General features: G+C 36.4%; 14 protein-coding genes and 1 tRNA gene. 11 read left to right on the top strand and 4 right to left on the bottom strand.

All coding sequences use genetic code 11. The features are described 5' to 3' along the window. Positions 1 to 7: 7 nt before the first annotated feature. The 4 genes from WH188_RS23165 to WH188_RS23150 form a co-directional block, all read right to left on the bottom strand. On the bottom strand, positions 8 to 862 hold the full coding sequence (locus tag WH188_RS23165) for a substrate-binding domain-containing protein (protein ID WP_168127544.1): 855 nt from the start codon (positions 860 to 862) through the stop codon (positions 8 to 10). Positions 863 to 1,041: 179 nt separating this feature from the next. Beyond that, a complete protein-coding gene (locus WH188_RS23160) occupies positions 1,042 to 1,638 on the bottom strand; it encodes a 50S ribosomal protein L25/general stress protein Ctc (protein ID WP_021188716.1) in 597 nt (198 codons plus the stop codon). Between the two features lie 140 nt (positions 1,639 to 1,778). Further along, complete coding sequence (locus WH188_RS23155; protein WP_021188717.1) at positions 1,779 to 2,735, bottom strand: ribose-phosphate pyrophosphokinase; 957 nt, start codon at positions 2,733 to 2,735, stop codon at positions 1,779 to 1,781. 651 nt (positions 2,736 to 3,386) lie between these two features. After that, positions 3,387 to 3,457: transfer RNA gene (locus WH188_RS23150), tRNA-Gln, on the bottom strand. Positions 3,458 to 3,748: 291 nt separating this feature from the next. Between WH188_RS23150 and WH188_RS23145 the strand changes: the two genes are divergently transcribed. The 11 genes from WH188_RS23145 to WH188_RS23095 all read left to right on the top strand — a co-directional run bounded on the left by WH188_RS23145 (position 3,749) and on the right by WH188_RS23095 (position 20,153). Then, entirely contained in the window at positions 3,749 to 6,757 is a 3,009-nt protein-coding gene (locus tag WH188_RS23145; protein WP_132841240.1) for a glycosyltransferase family 117 protein, read from the top strand. Between the two features lie 435 nt (positions 6,758 to 7,192). Next, positions 7,193 to 8,929: a GMC oxidoreductase gene (locus WH188_RS23140; RefSeq protein ID WP_168127543.1), complete on the top strand. Its 1,737-nt coding sequence runs from the start codon at positions 7,193 to 7,195 to the stop codon at positions 8,927 to 8,929. A 5-nt stretch (positions 8,930 to 8,934) separates the two neighbouring features. Then, positions 8,935 to 9,567 carry a gluconate 2-dehydrogenase subunit 3 family protein gene (locus WH188_RS23135; protein WP_168127542.1) on the top strand — a complete coding sequence of 211 codons (633 nt, stop codon included), beginning with the start codon at positions 8,935 to 8,937 and terminating at the stop codon, positions 9,565 to 9,567. Positions 9,568 to 9,726: 159 nt separating this feature from the next. Then, on the top strand, positions 9,727 to 11,121 hold the full coding sequence (locus WH188_RS23130) for an APC family permease (protein WP_168127541.1): 1,395 nt from the start codon (positions 9,727 to 9,729) through the stop codon (positions 11,119 to 11,121). 86 nt (positions 11,122 to 11,207) lie between these two features. Beyond that, on the top strand, positions 11,208 to 11,756 hold the full coding sequence (gene pyrR / locus WH188_RS23125) for a bifunctional pyr operon transcriptional regulator/uracil phosphoribosyltransferase PyrR (RefSeq protein ID WP_168127540.1): 549 nt from the start codon (positions 11,208 to 11,210) through the stop codon (positions 11,754 to 11,756). 27 nt (positions 11,757 to 11,783) lie between these two features. Then, the gene (locus WH188_RS23120; protein ID WP_021188731.1) at positions 11,784 to 12,722 is read left to right on the top strand and encodes an aspartate carbamoyltransferase catalytic subunit; all 939 of its coding nucleotides are present in this window, start codon (positions 11,784 to 11,786) and stop codon (positions 12,720 to 12,722) included. Between the two features lie 237 nt (positions 12,723 to 12,959). Next, positions 12,960 to 15,995 carry a tetratricopeptide repeat protein gene (locus tag WH188_RS23115; protein WP_132769024.1) on the top strand — a complete coding sequence of 1,012 codons (3,036 nt, stop codon included), beginning with the start codon at positions 12,960 to 12,962 and terminating at the stop codon, positions 15,993 to 15,995. A gap of 6 nt (positions 15,996 to 16,001) precedes the next feature. Next, the gene (locus WH188_RS23110; RefSeq protein ID WP_132769022.1) at positions 16,002 to 17,738 is read left to right on the top strand and encodes a TonB-dependent receptor; all 1,737 of its coding nucleotides are present in this window, start codon (positions 16,002 to 16,004) and stop codon (positions 17,736 to 17,738) included. Positions 17,739 to 17,781: 43 nt separating this feature from the next. Further along, a complete protein-coding gene (locus WH188_RS23105) occupies positions 17,782 to 18,966 on the top strand; it encodes an HU domain-containing protein (protein ID WP_168127539.1) in 1,185 nt (394 codons plus the stop codon). Between the two features lie 34 nt (positions 18,967 to 19,000). After that, the gene (locus tag WH188_RS23100; protein ID WP_132769018.1) at positions 19,001 to 19,702 is read left to right on the top strand and encodes a MotA/TolQ/ExbB proton channel family protein; all 702 of its coding nucleotides are present in this window, start codon (positions 19,001 to 19,003) and stop codon (positions 19,700 to 19,702) included. A 43-nt stretch (positions 19,703 to 19,745) separates the two neighbouring features. Beyond that, positions 19,746 to 20,153, top strand: coding sequence for an ExbD/TolR family protein (locus tag WH188_RS23095; RefSeq protein WP_132769016.1), 408 nt, complete (start codon positions 19,746 to 19,748; stop codon positions 20,151 to 20,153). Positions 20,154 to 20,212: the final 59 nt, after the last annotated feature.

Below are 20,212 nucleotides of genomic sequence, written 5' to 3'. Positions count from 1 at the left end.
ACCTTTATTAATGAATAACGTAATACCCCGACGATTCGATTAAAGCTTTTCCTTTCGTATTTTTTTCAAATGAAATGAACGGTTCTACTTTTTCCCATGATGATTCCGGAATAAATTGGAATAACGGACGCTGGAAGTAGTATCGATTTTGACGGATGGCCTCTTGGTCTAATGGCGATACAGCTGTGTTCGTTTTATCAATGATTTTTAAAACTTTTATTCCTTGCTGAACATTGGTGTTTTGAGAGATATAACCTGCACCAACATACCCAATACCAGATTTATCCAGTTTTACACTTTCTAAAATCTGCGAATTACCAGTCATCTCCTTCGCTGCTTGACTGAATTTGATTTTTAATTTTTTCTTGACAAAAGAATAAGTTCCAGAACTACTCTGTCTACCGTAAATGGTGATCGGTAAATTGCTATTTGACAATTTAGACCAGGAATCCTGTGTACCATCTAAAATTTCTGCTAGATCTTTTAGGTTGATGGAGTCAATAGGATTGTCTTTATTCACCACAAATGCCGTAGCATCTTCCGCAAACACAACTGTTCTTAAAGGAATATTTTTTTCTTTGAAGAGATCAATCTCGTCCTCTGTAAGTGGACGTGAAGAATTTGCAATATCAGCCTGCCCATTGAGAAGAGCAGTGATACCTAGACCTGAACCTCCGCCGGAGATAGCTATACTGAAATCAGCGTTTTCCTTAGAGAACTCTTCTGCAAGATTAACAGCTAAGTTCACTTCGGTGTCTGAACCTTTCATTTTGATCGCATGATCGGAATCAGCACAACTTTGAATCAAAATAAGGATGGAGAACAGGAATATCTGAGGATATCCAAAAATGTGTTTTTTCATTACTTTTATAAAACAAGTCGAGACCTGAAGATGATCTCAAAAGTAATGATACACTGTTAATTCGTGATAAATTCAATGTTAAGATGGTGTTAAGAATTAATTCCCTAAACTTTTCTTAACAAAAAAAGGCATCGATAATTCGATGCCTTTTAATAAGCTGTTTAATAAATCCCGAAAGATTATTTTTTACCACCTTTAGTTGCTTTCGCAGCTTCTGTTTCTGCTTGACGTAAAGCACGTGACATGATAACAGATACGATCGTATCGTCAGAGTTGTTTAAAACTTTAGCGTTTTCTAAAACTACTTGAGCTACGCGGAATGATTTACCAACTTCTAAAGATTCCATAGGAACTGCAATTTCTTGAGGTAAGTTTCCAGGTAAAGCTTTAACACGTAATTTACGTAATTTTTGAACTAATTTACCTCCTAATTTAACACCTGGAGAAGTACCAGTTAATGTTACAGGGATATTTAAAGTAACTTCTTTCTCATCATTCAACTCTAAAAAGTCAACGTGAGTAACTAAGTCAGTTAATGGGTGGAATTGAGCGTCTTGAACGATAGCCTTTACAGTTTTTCCATCAAGGTTTAATTCAATGAAGATAACCTCTGGAGTGTAAAGTACTGCTTTCAAATCAGCTGCGGATACAGAAAGGTGAGTTTGTGTAGAACCACCATATAGAACTGCAGGAATATTACCTTCGTAACGCAATTCTTTCGCATCTCTTTTCCCTACGCTCTGTCTTACAGAACCGCTAATAGCAATTGATTTCATCTTTAATTTGATTAAATTTTAAGGTGCAAAGATATGTTTTTTTTGTTATAATGTTACTGTAATTGCTAATATTATAACAAAAAAAACCTTCCTCCATAAAGAGAAAGGTTTTTATATGTTTTGAATTCTAAGTGGTTAACTTATTCAACTTCGAATAAATCAGAGATAGAACCGTGTTGGTTAACATTCTTAATTGCTTTTCCAAATAATTCTGCAGTAGATAACACTCTAATTTTAGTCGACTGTTTCATTTTTTCTGGATCCAATTGAATGGTATCGGTAACAATCATTTCAGATAATACAGAGTTTTCAATTGTTTCGTAAGCTTTACCTGATAGTACAGCATGTGTACATACTGCTCTTACAGATTTAGCGCCACTTTCCATGATCAAAGCTGCTGCTTTTGATAAAGTACCTGCAGTATCACAGATATCGTCAATCAAAACAACGTCTTGACCAGTAACATCACCAATGATAGACATTGATTCAATTTCGTTGGCACGTTTACGACGTTTGTCGCAGATGATTACTTCTGCATTGAAGAATTTTGCAAATGTACGTGCGCGGTAAGAACCACCCATGTCTGGAGATGCAATCGTTAAGTTAGGAAGGTTTAATGATTTGATGTAAGGAACAAAGATAATCGAACCGTCTAAGTGATCAACAGGAATATCGAAGAAACCTTGGATTTGCGCCGCATGTAGATCCATTGTCATGATGCGGTGTGCACCTGCTGCGGTAATTAAATTAGCAATCATTTTAGCACCAATGGCTACGCGTGGTTTGTCTTTACGATCCTGACGTGCAAAACCGAAATAAGGAACTACAGCAGTAATGTAATGGGCTGAAGCACGCTTTGCTGCATCAATCATCAACAATAATTCAAATAAATTGTCTGTTGGTTGATTTGTTGATTGAACAATAAATACATCGCTTCCACGAACTGATTCATTGTAAAAAGGTTGGATTTCTCCATCGCTAAAACGAGATAACGTTTTATCTCCAAGAGGTTTCCCGTAGGAGGTAGCGATTTTTTCTGCTAATTCTGTAGTGCCAGAACCGGCGAATAACTTAACCGTGTTGAATTGCAAAGGCATGGTTTTTTATTTTTGATATAGTGGATTAGAATAGAATTTTCTGTTTGTATGTTGCCAATTACTTTCTAATGACTTAAAAAAAAAGGATTGTTTTTATAACAATCCATTTTTTTCTTTTTAAAGTTGCTCGACCTGGATTCGAACCAAGACAAACAGTACCAAAAACTGTCGTACTACCCTTATACTATCGAGCAATCTATCTTATAGATTCGATTGACATGTCAACCTTTATCCTTTCGATGGTGCAAAGTTAGATAAATGTTTTTAATTTCAAAATTTCAATCAAAAAAAAATGTAAAAATTTAAATAATGCCTCATTATGAGCAGGAAAAAGTAAAAGTCAAGCAGATTGCATTATTTTGTTATTATAATAATTCGAGCACTACCCACGATATTTTTAATGTTAAACAGCTGTAGAATGTCAAAATCTTATCCCAAGGTGTATAGTGTATGATAACTTCTTTTGAATAGTATCCACTAACAGGTATCATATTTACTACTGGTGGAAATATTTATTGAGAACTATCTTTTTAATGTAGTATATATTATGGATATACTCCATTTAGACAGGATTGGATCAATACATCATGAAAGTATTTTTGAAAATGTATTAAAACAAAAAAGGCTTACCGAAGTAAGCCTTTTTTAATGTTGCCCGACCTGGATTCGAACCAAGACAAACAGTACCAAAAACTGTCGTACTACCCTTATACTATCGGGCAAACATTCTCAAAAGCGTAACACTATGGAAGCGTGTTGGTCACTTTTGATGATGCAAATATACGGCGCTTTTTCATTTCTGCAAATAAAAAATGAACGGTAAATGCCTTTTAATTGATTCTCAGGCTAATAATTTTTTAATTTATTCTGAAAGACCAGTTCTTGGCCTAGTCTAGAGCTTATCTGGCAGTAACAAATTTGAGTTTAAGCGTATAAAAAAATATAATTTATTCGTTTCTTATTAAATATCCTTATTTTCGGAACGTATTATAATCTTTATACAGTATAATTATATGAACTATACTAAAATTAACAATGTTTTAGGGTGGGCCTGCGCAATTATTGCTACCGTCACTTATATGTTAACCGCAGAAAGGTCAACGAGTTGGTGGGACTGCGGTGAGTTTATCGCCTCAGCATATAAAATGCAGGTGGTTCACCAACCAGGTGCTCCGTTATTTTTGATGATTCAAAATATATTCTCGAACCTTGCAGGGGGAGATGTTACAAGAATTGCTTTTTGGATGAATGTGGGATCTGGAGTATGTAGTGGTATTACCATTTTGTTTTTATTCTGGACCATTACAGCATTAGCTCGAAAAGTGGTCACAAAATCTGTAGATGGAACATATTCAAGTGCAGATTTGATCAAGATCTTCGGATCAGGATTGGTAGGAGCTTTAGCATATGCATTCTCAGATACATTCTGGTTCTCAGCAGTAGAATCCGAAGTATATGCCATGTCTTCTTTATGTACAGCTGTCGTATTTTGGGGTATTCTAAAATGGGAAAATCATGCAGATGAACCTGGTGCTGACCGTTGGTTGATTTTTATCGCTTACGTAATGGGACTTTCCATAGGCGTTCACTTATTAAACTTACTTGTTATCCCTGCTATTGCAGTTGTTATTTACTTTAAGAGAGCAAAGACAATTACAAGCAAAGGAGCTATCCAGTCATTTCTTTTAGGGGTAGTGGTTTTAGCGGTGATCTTATGGGGTATCATTCAATACTCGGTTAAATTCGCCGCTTATTTTGATTTATTCTTCGTCAATACATTAGGATTGGGATTTGGATCAGGATTCACATTTTTTGTTGTGTTATTGGTGGCATTATTAGCTTATGGTATTTGGTATTCGATCAAAAAAGTAAAACCGATCTTAAATATTGTAATGATCAGTGCTTCTTTTATCATTTTCGGATACAGCTCATTTGCCATGATTATGATCCGTGCAAAAGCAAATCCAACGTTAAATAATAGTGATCCAGAAAATGCCTTTACTTTCTTAAGTTATTTGGGACGTGAGCAATATGCAAGTGAGCCTTTGTTTAAAGGTCCTAACTTTGATTCTAAAGTTACAGGAGTAGAACCTACCTATTCTTACAGAAAAGATAAAGATAAGTATACAAAAATCCAGACAGGATCTACTTACCAATACGATAAAGAAGTTTTATTCCCTCGTGTGTATAGTAATAGAGATGGTCATCCTGGCTATTATCAGGACTATTTAAGATTAGGTGAAGGACAGTCTCCAACATTTGGTGATAACTTAAAATTCTTCTTTAATTATCAGATAGGTCATATGTACGGTCGTTATTTCCTTTGGAATTTTGCAGGTCGTCAAAATGATCAGCAAGGACACGGTACTTTTACAGAAGGAAACTGGATCTCTGGTATTAAACCGATCGATCAAATGTTGGTCGGTGGACAAGATGCCCTTCCTGATTCTTTAAATACCGATCCATCAAATAATAAGTATTTCTTCTTACCGCTAATTATAGGATTGATAGGTGCTTTCTGGCACTTCGGTAAAAGACAAAAAGATGCTGGTGTTGTTGGATTGTTATTTTTCTTTACAGGCTTAGCTATTGTTCTTTATTTAAATCAAAGTCCTTTACAACCACGTGAACGTGACTATGCTTATGCTGGATCGTTCTATGCATTTGCCATATGGATTGGACTAGGAGTCTTTGCGATAGCAGATTTCTTAGGTAAGAAAATGAATCCTAAAACAGCGGCAGGACTTACGACAGTGGTTTGTTTACTTGCAGCACCTGTTTTATTAGCAAAAGAAAACTGGGATGATCACGATCGTTCACATAAATTAACGGCACGTGATCTGGCAAAAGATTATTTAGAATCTTGTGCTCCTAACGCTATTTTATTCACTTACGGGGATAACGACACTTATCCATTGTGGTATGCACAGGAAGTGGAAGGTATCCGCACAGATGTACGTGTGGTAAACTTAAGCTTATTAAGTGCAGATTGGTATATGGCTCAAATGCAGAAAAAGGCAAATGATGCCGATGCGTTACCGATCAATATTGATAAAGAGAAGTTTAAAAAAGGAGTGCGTGATGTGATGTACTTCCAAGATGTTCAAATTCCAGGACATGCTGATTTGAATTTAGTTTTACAGTTTATGCTTTCGGATGATGCTAAAAATAAAGCACAGCTGAATTCTGGTGAATTTGAGAACTTCTTGCCAACTAAAAATCTAGCTTTAGCGGTAGATAGAAATGCGGTTATCCAAAATAAAACAGTACCAAAAGAATGGGAAAATACGATTCCAGATACTTTAGCATGGACTTATAATAAGAATTATGTGACCAGAGCCGAACTGTCTATCTTATCTATTTTAGCTGATAACAATTGGAAAAGACCTATTTACTTTGCAGCTACAGTTCCAAATGATAATTACTTAGGTCTAGACAAGTACCTAGTGCAGGAAGGTTTTGCATATCGTTTAATGCCTATTCAGGTTGCAAAAGAAAATGCAGGAGCGCTTGTCAATACTGAAGCCGCTTATACTGATATTACCAAGAAGTATGCTTGGGGAAATATGGCAACATCACCTTACTTGGATCCAGAATCGTACCGTATGATTGGTTTAATTGTCAACTCAATAACGGGAAGTACTGCAACACAGCTCTTGGAACAAGGAAAAGAGAAAGAAGCGAAAGAAATAGCTTTGTTAGTGTACGACAAAATGCCGAAACGTGTTTTCTTGATGCGCGATGTTTTAAACTATACACCGATCATTAATGTTTTATACAGTGTCGGTGAAACTCAAAAAGCAAACGACATTGTTAAGCGTAATTTGCAGTTCTTAACTCAAAATATGTCTTATTATAATGCTATTGCGCAGACAAAACCAGAATTGGAATATTCAAATATTGAAACTGCTTTAAGAACACTGGGTGTTTATAAGAGTATTTTATCTCAGACAAAAGAGACGAAATTACTACAAGAAATACAACAGCTTGAAGAAAATTATAAAAAGCAGTTTGGAATATAGTAGATTAATAGACAAAAAAGAGGGGCTTGCAGTTTTGTAAGCCCCTCTTTTTTGTCTATTATTTTTGTTAGCAGACAGCTACTAGAAAAAGTGATCAACCATGGAGGTATTTTTTTATAACATTAAAAATATTTGAATGAACAAGCATTAATACTGACATTTAAAAAACTCATTTTCTTAACTGCACCTTTATACTAACTTTATTTTAGTCTTGATATGGTTTATGGTTATAAAAAGGGGATGATGGGAGGGTAATTGTAAAGGCTTGTTTACAAAGCGCTAAAACGATAAAACGGTTTTGTGATTTTGAGTAATTTTACCTAATTTGTCCTTTCATCTATACAATTAATTATAACCAAACAGATTTGAAGTGCATGTTGTTTTATTTTTTTCAATCGTAAGATAAACGGCTTCTAAGAAAATTAAAAATTGATTATGGTAAATTATCAAATAAAGGAAAGTACAGAAGTCTATGATGCTATTGTCGTCGGTTCGGGAGCCGGTGGTGGTATGGCGGGTTATATACTTGCCAATGCAGGCCTTAAAGTGCTGATGTTGGAAGCTGGTCCTTTTTATGACCCGGCAAAAGATTCTCAACAGCTACGCTGGCCTTGGGAATCTCCCCGACGCGGTGCCTCGACGACCCGTCCTTTTGGCGACTTTGATGCCGCATACGGAGGATGGCAACTTGAAGGAGAGCCTTATAGTAAAGTAGGAGGTACTGAATTTGAATGGTTTCGTGCCCGTATGTTAGGCGGTCGTACCAACCACTGGGGCAGAATATCATTGCGCATGGGGCCCGATGATTTCAAACCTAAAGATGGTGTTACTGATGCATGGCCAATTACCTATGATGAAGTTAAACCTTTTTACGACCGTGTAGATCGCATGATCGGTGTTTATGGAACTGTAGAAGGCATTCATAACGAACCTGATGGAATCTTTATGAAACCACCAAAGCCACGGTTAAATGAACTATATATAGCCAAGGGCGCAAAGAAAGCTGGGGTACCTGTTATTCCAGGACGTGGAGCAGTATTAACAGAAGTATCCAAAGAAATAAAAGGTAGAGGTACATGTTTTTATTGTGGTCAGTGTGGACGTGCCTGTAAAGTATATGGCGATTTTTCGTCATCTTCCTGTTTAGTGATACCAGCAATAAAGACCGGAAATCTAAAAGTAATCGATAATGCAATGGTTCGTGAAGTATTGACCAATGATGAAGGGATTGCTATCGGGGTTTCATATGTTGATACCAAAGATTTGCAGGAATACGCAGTGAAAGGAAAGACTGTCATATTAGGAGCTAGTGCATGTGAGAGTGCACGTATTATGCTTAACTCGAAATCTAAAGCACATCCAGGAGGTGTAGGGAACAGCAGTGGTGTTGTGGGAAAATATCTTCATGATTCAACGGGAGCAAGTCTCTCCGGTTTTTTACCACAATTGTTAGACCGTAAACGCTATAATGAAGATGGGGTTGGAAGCGTACATATCTACTCACCATGGTGGGAAGATAATAAGAAGCTTAATTTTCCTCGTGGCTATCATATTGAGTATGGGGGAGGTTTACACATGCCTTCTTATGGTTTTTTAAACTGGGTACCCAATGTAAATAACAATGCAAAAGGTCCTGATGGTAAGCAAAAGCCATTGGGTGGATATGGAGAATCTTTAAAACAGGATTATAACAGTTTTTACGGCGCTAATGTAGGTATGGCAGGAAGAGGAACGGCATTAGCCAGAATAGATAATTATTGTGAAATAGATCCCAATAAAGTCGATAAATTTGGAATACCTGTATTGCGCTTCCATTATAAATGGGCAAACGAGGAGATTGCACAGGCAAAGCATATGCAAGAAACATTTCAGTCAGTTATGCACGAAATGGGAGCTGTGATAACCTCAAAGATTCCGGGAGCGGATACCTTATATGGTTTAGAAGCACCAGGAAAAATTATCCACGAAGGTGGTACCACACGTATGGGAAATGATCCTAAAACTTCAGCTCTGAACAAATGGGGGCAAGCGCATGATTGTAAAAATCTGTTTGTTGTAGATGCCGGGCCATTTGTACAACAAGGTGATAAAAATTTGACTTGGACTATACTGGCTCTGTCAATGCGTACAGCAGAATATATTTTACAGGAAAAGAAAAATTTAAATAGCTAGAACTCATGAATAGAAGAGAATCACTAAAAGCATTAGGGCTTATCGCTGCTGGGACTGGTCTATTGGCAGGCTCCTGTAAATCCGATAATAGTAAAACTGCTGTTGCAGATGCAGCAGACAGAATTCCCGGAATTCAGGATTTTGAATATGAACGTACTAAAGCATTACAAGAAGAAAAATTCTTTAATGAACATGAATTTGCAACAATAACTGTTTTAGCAGATATCATCATACCGAAGGATGCATCTTCAGGAAGTGCTACGGATGCTGGTGTACCAGATTTTATCGAGTTCATCGTGAAAGATTTACCAGATAATAAAATTCCAATGCGCGGGGGATTGAAATGGCTGGATGTACACAGTCAAAAGAGATATGGACAAGCTTTTGTAAACTGTAAACAACAGGAGCAATTGGCGATTGTAGATGATATCGCATATCCCGAATTAGCAAGACCTGAAATGCAACAAGGAGTTGCTTTTTTCTCGCTGATGCGTAACCTAACGTCTTCTGGATTTTATACCAGTGAAATCGGTGTAAAGGCTATCGGTTTTAAAGGAAACACACCAGGAGTGTGGACAGGTGTGCCCGACGATGTTTTGAAAGAACATGGTTTTGATCCATCTAAGTTTTTTGGATAGGATTTAAAATTCACTTGAATAAAGCGTTTAAATATACGCAAAACTGTTACGCCTTCATTTCTATTTTAGTTAGAAATGAAGGCATTTTTTATTTTTTGACAACCTGTTGTTTTTCAGGAATATTTGTAAGTTTGTTGTCAGGTAACCAACCTAAAATATATGAATCGACAACTCAAACTTTGGGATGCCATTATGATTGTAATGGGATCAATGATTGGAAGCGGTATTTTTATTGTTTCATCGGACATGATGCGGCAATTGGGGTCCGGATGGTGGGTGATTATTGTTTGGATTATTACTGCAATAATGACTGTATCTGCCGCAATCTGTTACGGTGAGTTATCAGCTTTATTCCCAAAAGCAGGAGGGCAGTATACCTACTTAACGGAAGTTTTTGGGAAAATGACCGGCTTCCTATATGGTTGGAGTCTCTTTACCGTCATTCAGACAGGAACTATTGCTGCGGTCGCTGTGGCATTCGGTAAATTTACAGCCTATCTCATTCCTGAACTTAATAATGCCCCTCCCTTATATGAAAATGGATCATTTAAGATCACCTGGATTCAGGTATTAGCCATGTTCATTATTTTAGTCCTCACCTTTATTAATACGAAGGGAGTGCGAAGTGGTAAAATGATTCAGTCTTTTTTTACATCATCAAAAATAATTGCATTAATTCTGTTGATCATAGGTGGTATATTTATGATTAAGGAGAATCATTTTTCAGAAAATCTAAGTTATGGTTTAAGTTCCTATCAAAATTTAAAAGGCCTTGGTTGGACAGATATCAGTGGTGGTATCCTTTTAGGAGGTATAGCGGCGGCAATGGTTGGATCGGTTTTTAGCAGTGTAGCCTGGGAAAATGTAACGTTTATAGCGGGAGAAATTGAAAATCCAAAACGCAACGTCGTACGTGCAATGGTGATTGGAACTTCTTTAGTTATGGTGTTGTATCTGCTATGTAACTATGTTTATCTTGCTGCTTTAAGTAGAGATGAAATTGCATTTGCAGTCAATGATCGGGTTGCAGTAGCAACAGCACATAAAATTTTAGGGGAAACAGGTACGATAATTATGGCCATTTTAGTCATGATATCCACATTTGGTTGTGTCAACGGTATTGTGTTATCTGGCGCTAGAGTATTTCAGCGTATGGCTAAAGATGGACTGTTCTTGAAACAAGCAATCCCCAATAATAAGTATGAAGTTCCCGAGCGCTCTTTATGGTTGCAAGGTATATGGGCATCCTTACTATGTTTAAGTGGTCAGTATGGCGATTTGCTCGATATGATATCTTTTGTTATTGTGCTTTTCTACATGATCACGGTGTTTGCCGTTATTTGGTTAAGATTTAAAGCACCAACATTGGAGCGCCCTTATAAAACTGCGGGTTATCCCATTGTTCCGGTTATTTATCTTGTTATTGGCGCCACTTTCTGCATTTTGCTCATCCTGTATAAACCACAGTATACCTGGCCAGGATTTATTCTTATTATTTTGGGACTTCCCGTATATTGGTTAATCAATAAAAAGAAAGCATCTCCGATTGAATAAAGATTAGAGGACGTTGGAGATATTAAATTCATCTTTTATTCGGATTTTTTCAAAAAAAGTGGTACGTTTGCTTAAACATTCCCTTAATGAAACAGTCGATTTTATTAGATGGACCAAAATTTCAGATTACCATTCAAAGACTTTGTCGTCAATTGATTGAGAATCATGGAGATTTTTCAAATACAGTTATTATTGGTATACAGCCTCGCGGAACTTTCTTAGCCAAATGCATTGTCAAGGAATTAGAGAAGATGTTAGGTATTTCAATTTTAAGTGGTGATTTGGATATTACATTTTATCGTGATGATTTTCGTAGAAAAGGAAACGATGGTCCCATTTTAGCTAACAGCACAAACATTAATTTTATTGTAGAAGGTAAGAAAGTCATTTTAATGGATGACGTCCTTTGGACTGGTCGAACCATTCGTTCTGCAATGGATGCAATCCAAGCATTTGGTCGCGCTGAACGTATCGAACTATTGGTTCTGGTTGATCGCCGTTTTTCGAGACAGATTCCGATCCAGCCCGATTACATTGGAATCCAAGTGGATTCTATTGATTCTCAGAAAGTGATTGTGAACTGGAAAGAGTTGGATAATCAAGATAGTATCATCTTGGTAACAGAAAAGAAATAGAATAAAGAAAATCTGAATACATTAAAAATGTCATCAACAGCTGAACAATTAAGTACACGTCATTTGTTAGGAATAAAAGATTTAAATGAATCTGATATTCAATTAATTTTAAATACAGCGAGTAACTTTAAAGAAGTTTTAAACAGACCGATTAAAAAAGTTCCTTCACTTCGTGATATTACAATCGCAAATGTCTTCTTTGAAAATTCTACACGTACACGTTTATCATTTGAGCTAGCTGAAAAAAGACTCTCTGCAGATATCGTTAATTTTGCGGCCTCTTCTTCTTCTGTAAGTAAAGGTGAGACATTGATCGATACCGTCAATAATATCTTAGCGATGAAGGTTGATATGATTGTTATGCGTCATCCTTATGCTGGAGCAGGTGTGTTTTTAAGTAAGCATGTTAACGCACAAATTGTTAATGCCGGCGACGGAGCACATGAACACCCGACTCAAGCTTTGTTAGATTCTTTCTCGATTCGTGAGCGCTTTGGAGATGTCGCAGGACGTAAAGTTGCCATAATAGGTGATATCACTCATTCACGTGTAGCACTATCCAATATTCTATGTTTACAAAAACAGGGAGCTGAAGTGATGGTGTGCGGACCAACAACATTGATTCCTAAATACATTACTTCATTAGGAGTAAAAGTGGAGCATGACTTGATGAAAGCTTTGAACTGGTGTGACGTAGCCAATATGTTACGCATCCAGCTGGAAAGACAAGATATCGCTTACTTTCCATCCCTAAGAGAATATACCATGTTGTATGGGTTGAATAAAACGCTGTTGGATTCATTGGATAAAGAAATAACAATTATGCATCCAGGACCTATTAATAGAGGGGTAGAGATTACTTCGGACGTTGCAGATAGCGCGCACTCTATTATTTTAGATCAAGTAGAAAATGGCGTAGCAGTACGTATGGCTGTACTTTACCTATTGGCAGGACAGCGCGGATAGCATTAATTGTCAATATAGATCAATATGCCTGATTTTTTATTTTTAAATCAGGCATATTTTTTTTGTATTAAATACGTTATACTTTGGATAATGTTAACAATTGTGAATAACTTTTGAGGAAAACTCCTTATTTTAGGCTTAATTTAGTACTTTGAATATTACTATGAATTTTACTTCGCTTTTTTGAGCTAAGTACTTGCAATACAAAATAAAAACATATAAAATATTTTACATATTATGTATAAAAAGATTTACCAGGTAGGGTTTGCGCTAAGTTTGATGGCGACACCAGCTTTAGCACAGCAAACAGAATGGCAACAAATCAACAAAGCATACAAGTCCGGGATGGAGTTGTTTGAAAGAGGCAAATTTACATCTGCTTCAGAACAATTTAATCGTGTAGAAGCGTTACGGACAAAATCCTCTTTGCAATTGGATGAAACAGAAGAATTAACGCTGTTGAAAGAAAATGTACGCTATTATCAAGCTGTATGCGCTTTAGAATTGGGGGAAACAGATGCCGAAGCACAGTTTTTGAAATATATCAAAGACTATCCAAGTAGTGCTAACGCAAAAGCAGCATATTTTCAAATTGGAAAATCTTACTATGCTAAGAAAGATTATGTAAAAGCTATTGAATGGTTTACCAAAATTGATAGTAAAAATCTGGCAGGTAATGAAAGTTTAGAATATCGTTTTAAATTAGGATATTCTTACTTTACAACAAAGAATTATACTGCTGCTAAACCACTTTTTGAAACATTAAAAGATCAAAAGTCTGAATACCAGGAAGCATCAATATATTACTACGCTTATTTATGTTATTTAGATGCGGAGTATAAAACTGCATTAAATGAGTTTGAACGTTTGAATGGTTCAAAAACATTTGAAACAAGTTATCCTTATTACATTACAGCTTTGTATTTCTTGGACAAACGTTACGATGACGTTTTGGATTATGCTTTGCCTATCATGCAACGTACGAAACAGGAGAATGAAACCGAATTGTTCCGTATTGTGGCTGCGACCTACTTTATCAAAGGAGATTTAAAATCATCCAAAAGTTACTACGATAAGTTCCAAGCACAAGATCAAGGAAAAACACAGAATAATCAAGATAGCTACCAAATCGGTTATATCGCTTACAAATTAAAAGATTATGATAAGGCAATAACAGAATTGGAAAAAATGACAGAACCTGATGCATATTATCAAAGTGCGATGATTACATTGGGAGATTCATTCTTGAAAAAAGGAAATAAGCAAGCAGCACGTAACGCATTCTTCAAAGCCTCAAAATTAGATTTTGATAAAGATCTGCAAGAAGAAGGATTATTTAACTATGCTAAGCTTTCTTATGAATTGGAATTCCATCAAGTAGCATTAGCTTCTACACAGGAATATCTTAAAACTTATCCAAAATCAAAACGTCAGGAAGAAGCGAAAACTTTATTAGCTGAAGTTTTATTGAGTACAAAGAACTACCGCGAAGCTGTTGATATCTTAGAGACCATTCAGAAAAGAGGTAGAGAAGCAAATGTAGCTTATCAAAAAGTAACTTACTATAGAGGTTTAGAGTATTATAACGAACGTGCATTTGAAAATGCAATTTCATTATTCATGCGTTCTGAAGCAAATCGTTATGATGAAGAAATCTATGCGTTAGCTACCTACTGGAAAGCAGAGGCGATGTATGAAGTTCGTAAATATGGAGAAGCCGTAACCAATTTTAATAAATTCTTACGTTTACCGGCAGCAGCAAAAACTGATGTTTACAATTATGCCAATTATGCTTTAGCATATGCTGCATTTAGAAATGGAAACTACAATACATCTGCAAATTATTTTGAACGCTTTTTAGCGACAGGTGGTTCAAAAGGAATCGAGTTGAATACCCGTAACGATGCTATTGCTCGTTTAGGGGACTCCTATTTCTCAGCAAAGAACTACGGTAAAGCAATGGAGCAGTATGATCGATTGATTAATGGAAAAGCCGCTAGTCAAGATTACGCATTATTCCAACGCGGTATCATTCAGGGTCTACAAGGAAATAATGAAGGTAAAATTGCCACGCTGAAGTCTGTAATTGCTAAATATCCGACATCAAATTATGCCGATGACGTTTCTTTTGAGATCCCATACACTTATTTCTTAATGGGACAGTCCGACCAAGCTATTTCAGGTCTGCAAACGATGGTGGAGAAATATCCACGTAGTAGTTATGTGCCTCGTGCTTTGGTAACAATCGGTTTAGTACAATATAATCAAGATAATAACGAAGCTGCTTTAAAGACTTTCCAACGCGTAGTGGACCAATATGCAACAACGGATGAAGCTAAGCAAGCAATGCGATCTATTGAAAATATCTATTTAGACAATAGTGATGCTACTGGTTATATCAAATATGCTACTGGTACCAATATTGGAAATTTAACAACATCTGAGCAGGATAGCCGTACATTTTCTACAGCAACAACATTATTCTCAAGATCAAACTTCCAAGGTGCAGTTGAAGCCGTGAATGCTTATTTTGATAAATTCCCTAAGCCTATTCAAGAGAAATATGCGCGTTTTATCCGTGCTGAAAGTAATGCTGCTTTAGGTCATACCGATGAGGCCTTACATGACTATAACATTATCTTGAATGACTGGACAAGCGCTTATACAGAACGTACTTTGGTGAGTGTATCACGCTTATATTTGAAACAGAAGAAATATAATGAAGCAACACAACTGTTGAAAAAATTAGAATTGACTTCTGAGTATAAATCTAATTACAGCTATGCGATCAACAATTTAATGGTCAGCTATTTCGAGATCGGTGACTATAAAGAAACGCTGAATTATTCCAATGCAGTAAGAAATTACGAAAAATCATCTGAGGAAGAGATCGCAAATGCATCACTTTATGCTGGTAAAGCATATTTGAAACAAAGTAAGCGTGCAGAAGCGCTGAAGGAATTTAATTTAGCGGCATTGAAGAGCCGTACAGTTATTGGTGCTGAAGCACGTTATAATGTTGCCTTGATGCAGTATGAAAATAAAGAATACGAAGCCGCTATTAAGTCTGCTTTTGATGTTTCAGATTCGTTTTCATCTTATGATTACTGGGTTGCAAAAAGTTTTATCCTAATGGCAGATGCTTACGTAGGAAAAGGAGATAACTTCCAGGCGAAATCTACTTTAGAAAGTGTGATTGAGAATTATGACGGTAAGGATGATATTTTGCCAACAGCAAAAGCTCGTCTAGAAAAATTGAACAAAAAGAAATAGGAAATAATGAAGAAGTTGCACAATACAACAGTGAAGAAATATACATTAGCAACCTTGTTATTGGGAGCTGGAATGCACTCCTTTGCACAAGAAACACCAAAAAAAGTTGATCCTGCTACACCAGTGACAATTGATTCTTTTGATGTCGTACGTGATTATAAACCTATTCTTGCAGATGCGGTAAAAATCCGTCGTAGTCCTGATATGACCAATAAAAGGGAGTATCAGCCTAAGTTGAGCTATAATAATATTTCAGATAAGAAACTCGATATCAATACTGGATTGCGTGAGTTAAATGTGAAAGAATTGCCTTTCTCACAACTTGCTGATCAAACAAGTAACTATGTTAAATTTGGTGTAGGAAACTACAATACCATCTTAGGAGAAGCATATTTGGCCGTCGATAAATTTGAAAATACACGATTCGGATTATTTGCCAAGCACTTAAACCAAAAAGGCAGTATTGAAGGTCAGAAGTTCGCTACACAGGATGTCGGTATTTTTGGCCGTCGTGTTTACGAACCTTTTACAGTAAATGGAACTTTAGGATATAATCGTTATTCGACAAACTTCTACGGACAGGTGTTTGATAACAGTTCTAATTTAATCAATACAACGCCAGAGGCACAAGCTTTTAATGATATCTATTTCAACGGTGAACTGACAAGTAATGCAGATGTGGATAAGGCCGGGGCGGTAAGCTATTCTGCGAAAGCAGATGCTTATCTTTTTAAAGATAAATATGATGCTAAAGAAAATTCATTCGCCATATCCGGTTATGTGAATAAAAAAGTCAATACATTTAATGTGGGGGCTAATCTAAGTGCTAGCTTTAACTCAGTTGAAGATGTTAAGGTGGCAACAAAAAATCATGTAGCATCGATCAATCCATACATTAAATTTAAAGGTGATAATTATAATGTTACTTTGGGTGCCAATCTCGTTTCTGAGTTTGGAGATACCAGCCGTTTTAATGTTTTTCCAACAGTGGAAGCTGATTTTGCAGTTGTACCGCAGTATGTATACTTATTTGCAGGTGCAAATGGAGGTGTTAAACAAGGATCATTACGTGGTTTTGCAAAAGAAAATCCTTACTTAAATAGCAATATTGATGTACGCAATACTCTTGAAAAACTAAATGTATATGCAGGATTAAAGGGTAATGCAGGAGCAAATTTTGGCTATAAAGTAAAAGCATTTTACAAGCAGATCGAAGGACTTCCTTTGTATGTGAATAGTAGAGAAGAATTAGGAGGCGGTTTTGTTCCGTACAAATTTGATGTCATTTATGATGGATATTCAAGTAAAGCAACTCATTTTGGTATAGAGGGTGAGATGAATGTGCGTGTTTCACAATTGGTTAATTTAAGCGGTAAACTTAATATCGATGATTACAAAGTGAAAGATAATGAAGAGGCATGGTCATTGCCGAAATTCCGTTTCTTAGCCAATGCAAGATTCAATATTTCGGATAAATTCTTTGTAGATGCTGAATTATCAACTCAAGGGCAGACTTCCGCTTTAGCTTATACGTATACAAGTGCAACAGTAAGATCTGAGAATCCAAGTAAAGTAACCATCCCTTCTTTTGCAGATTTTAATGCAGGAGCAGAGTACCGTATCAAAAAGCAATTGGGTGTTTTTGTAAAGGCTAATAATATCTTTGGAAAAGAGTACGAGCGCTATCAATACTACCCACGTTTAGGTTTTAATATAATTGGTGGTATAAACTTTTCTTTTTAATACAAGAAGATTATAACTTTGCGTTAGCAAATAAGGAACAAGAATGAATTTAGGTAAAAACATCAATAATCTATTAAAGCGTTACGCTGAAGTTTACGTTAAGGGCTTGGGGGTGTTCAAAAGAAAGCATTCCGCAGCTCAGTTCGATAAGCAGCGCAACCTGTTTTTACCACCTATTTCTTATGTGGAATTTGATTCGACAGCCGAAAGCGGTTTTAATTTTATTCATTACATACAACAACAGCAAAACCTGAATCTTGATGCCGCGACTCAGGTGTTGCAGGATGCTGTTGCTGATTTAAAGGATCAATTGATCCAAAATGGACAGGCTAAACTTGAAGACTTAGGACACATTGTGAGCTATGGTTCAAGTTTAGTTTTTAAACCATTAGATCTCTCAGGTTTTAATTTTGAACCGATCAGACATGTTATTGCTCCAGAAATAGAGACTGTTATTCCCGATCGTGAATTGGAAGAAAATATTCCATTTTCTCCGACTGAACTAGAGGAACCCGTGGAAGATATTATCGAGGATGAACCGGCAGATACAGAGCAAGTAGAAGAGGAAATCGTACCTGAAACGGTAGTGGTAGCACCTTCACCAGTTGAAACACCTGTAGTGCCGATAATACATGAACCTGTATCCGAAACGATTGACGAAAGAGTAGAAACTGATCCAGCGATATTTTATCAGGAAAGAAGTAATAAATCAAATACAGTTTGGTATTATATTTCGGCAGCGATCATTATTGTGGTGTCTGTTATTGTTGCTTTCTTGCTTAATCCGTCATTGAAGGATCAATTGTTTGGAAAGAAACAAGCAACTGCACCGGTCGTCGTTGCTGCACCAGTGGATACACTACCTAAAATCGATAGTACACAACTGAAGCAAGATTCAACTGCAACAGTTGATTCTCTAAAAGTGGATACAGCAGCACTTCAAACAACACTAAAGGAAACGGTAGTCTTAAAAGAATCAGTACCTGTAGCACAGCCAAATTATCAATTGGTTATTGCCACGCCAAAAACAATGGAATTGGCAGAAGAGGAAGTGCTGAGGTTGCGTAAAAAAGGATATCAAACTGTGCGGGCAGTTGATAGCAAATTTAAAAGAAATAAAAAACGTGTGATTTGGGATACCTACATGACAAAAGAAGAAGCAGATCGGGACCAGGCAACTGTCGCGAAGACTTTTTCAGGAGCATGGGTAGAGAAAATAGCGAAATAGTCTAATATAAACAATTTTAAAATTATAAATTATTATGTCATTGATTCAAAGCGACAGCAATCTTTTGGACACCGTTAATCAAGCTGCACAGCAAGCAGTACCTGTAGTAAGAGACGAAAATTTGAGCTTAATTCAAATGATGATGAAGGGGGGATGGATTATGGTTCCCATTTTATTATTGTTGTTTATTGGTTTGATCATCTTTTTTGAGCGTTTCCTGACTATTCGTAAAGCTGCAAAGTATGATGTTTCACTAATGTCACAAGTAAAAGCAAGTGTGCTTTCTGGTAAATTGGACGCTGCTTTAGCAGTTTGCCGTTCGAGTCACTCAGCATTAGGACGTATGTTGCAAAAGGGATTACTACGTGTAGGACGTCCAATCAAAGATATTGAAGGTGCTATTGAGAATGTAGGTAAACTTGAGGTTGCTAAATTGGAAAAGAATATTAATATTCTAGGTATTATTGCAGGTATTGCGCCGATGCTTGGTTTCGTAGGAACAATTTTTGGAGTAATTACAATTTTCCATGAAGTAGAGATGGCTGGTGGTATTGATATTGGGTCAGTATCCGGAGGTCTTTATGTGAAGATGGTAGCTTCGGCATCTGGCTTAACAGTTGGTATCTTAGCATATATTGGTTACCATATCCTAAATATGATGGTTGAGCGTTTGATCTTACGTATGGAGACAGATGCAGTTGAATTTATTGATTTATTAGATGAACCTGGCGCATAATCGCAGGGTCGTATAGCTAATTAATCAATTAAAATTTAGAATAATGAATCTAAGAAGTAGAAAAAATAAACCAGCAGCTGAAGTACATACTTCAGCATTGAACGACATCATGTTCTTTCTGATGTTATTCTTTTTGTTGGCATCTGCTGTTTCCAATCCGCAGGTTGTGAAGTTATTACTTCCAAAATCCAGTGCTGGAGAGCAGTCTGTATCCAAAAAAACATTGACGGTTTCGATTACCTCGGATTTAGCTTACCATGTTGAAAAGGCAGTTGTACCTTATGATGCACTAGAAGCAGCAATCCAATCGCAAATGAGAACAGGAGAAGAATTGACGATCATGATGTATGTTGATAATTCAGTCCCTATTCAGAATGTGATTTCAGTAATGGATATTGCCAACCGCTTGAAAATAAAAGTTGTTTTGGCGACAGAACCAAAGAAAGATTAAAGAGTTTTAAACCTTTTTTAAGGTTTAAGTTCTAATTTTAAAGAATAGGAGATAAATAC

The sequence above is a fragment of the Sphingobacterium sp. MYb388 genome (assembly GCF_037479535.1).
Classification (GTDB): domain Bacteria; phylum Bacteroidota; class Bacteroidia; order Sphingobacteriales; family Sphingobacteriaceae; genus Sphingobacterium; species Sphingobacterium anhuiense.
The sequence above is the reverse complement of the archived record's forward strand: the minus strand, read 5'-3'. Positions and strand labels throughout refer to the sequence as shown.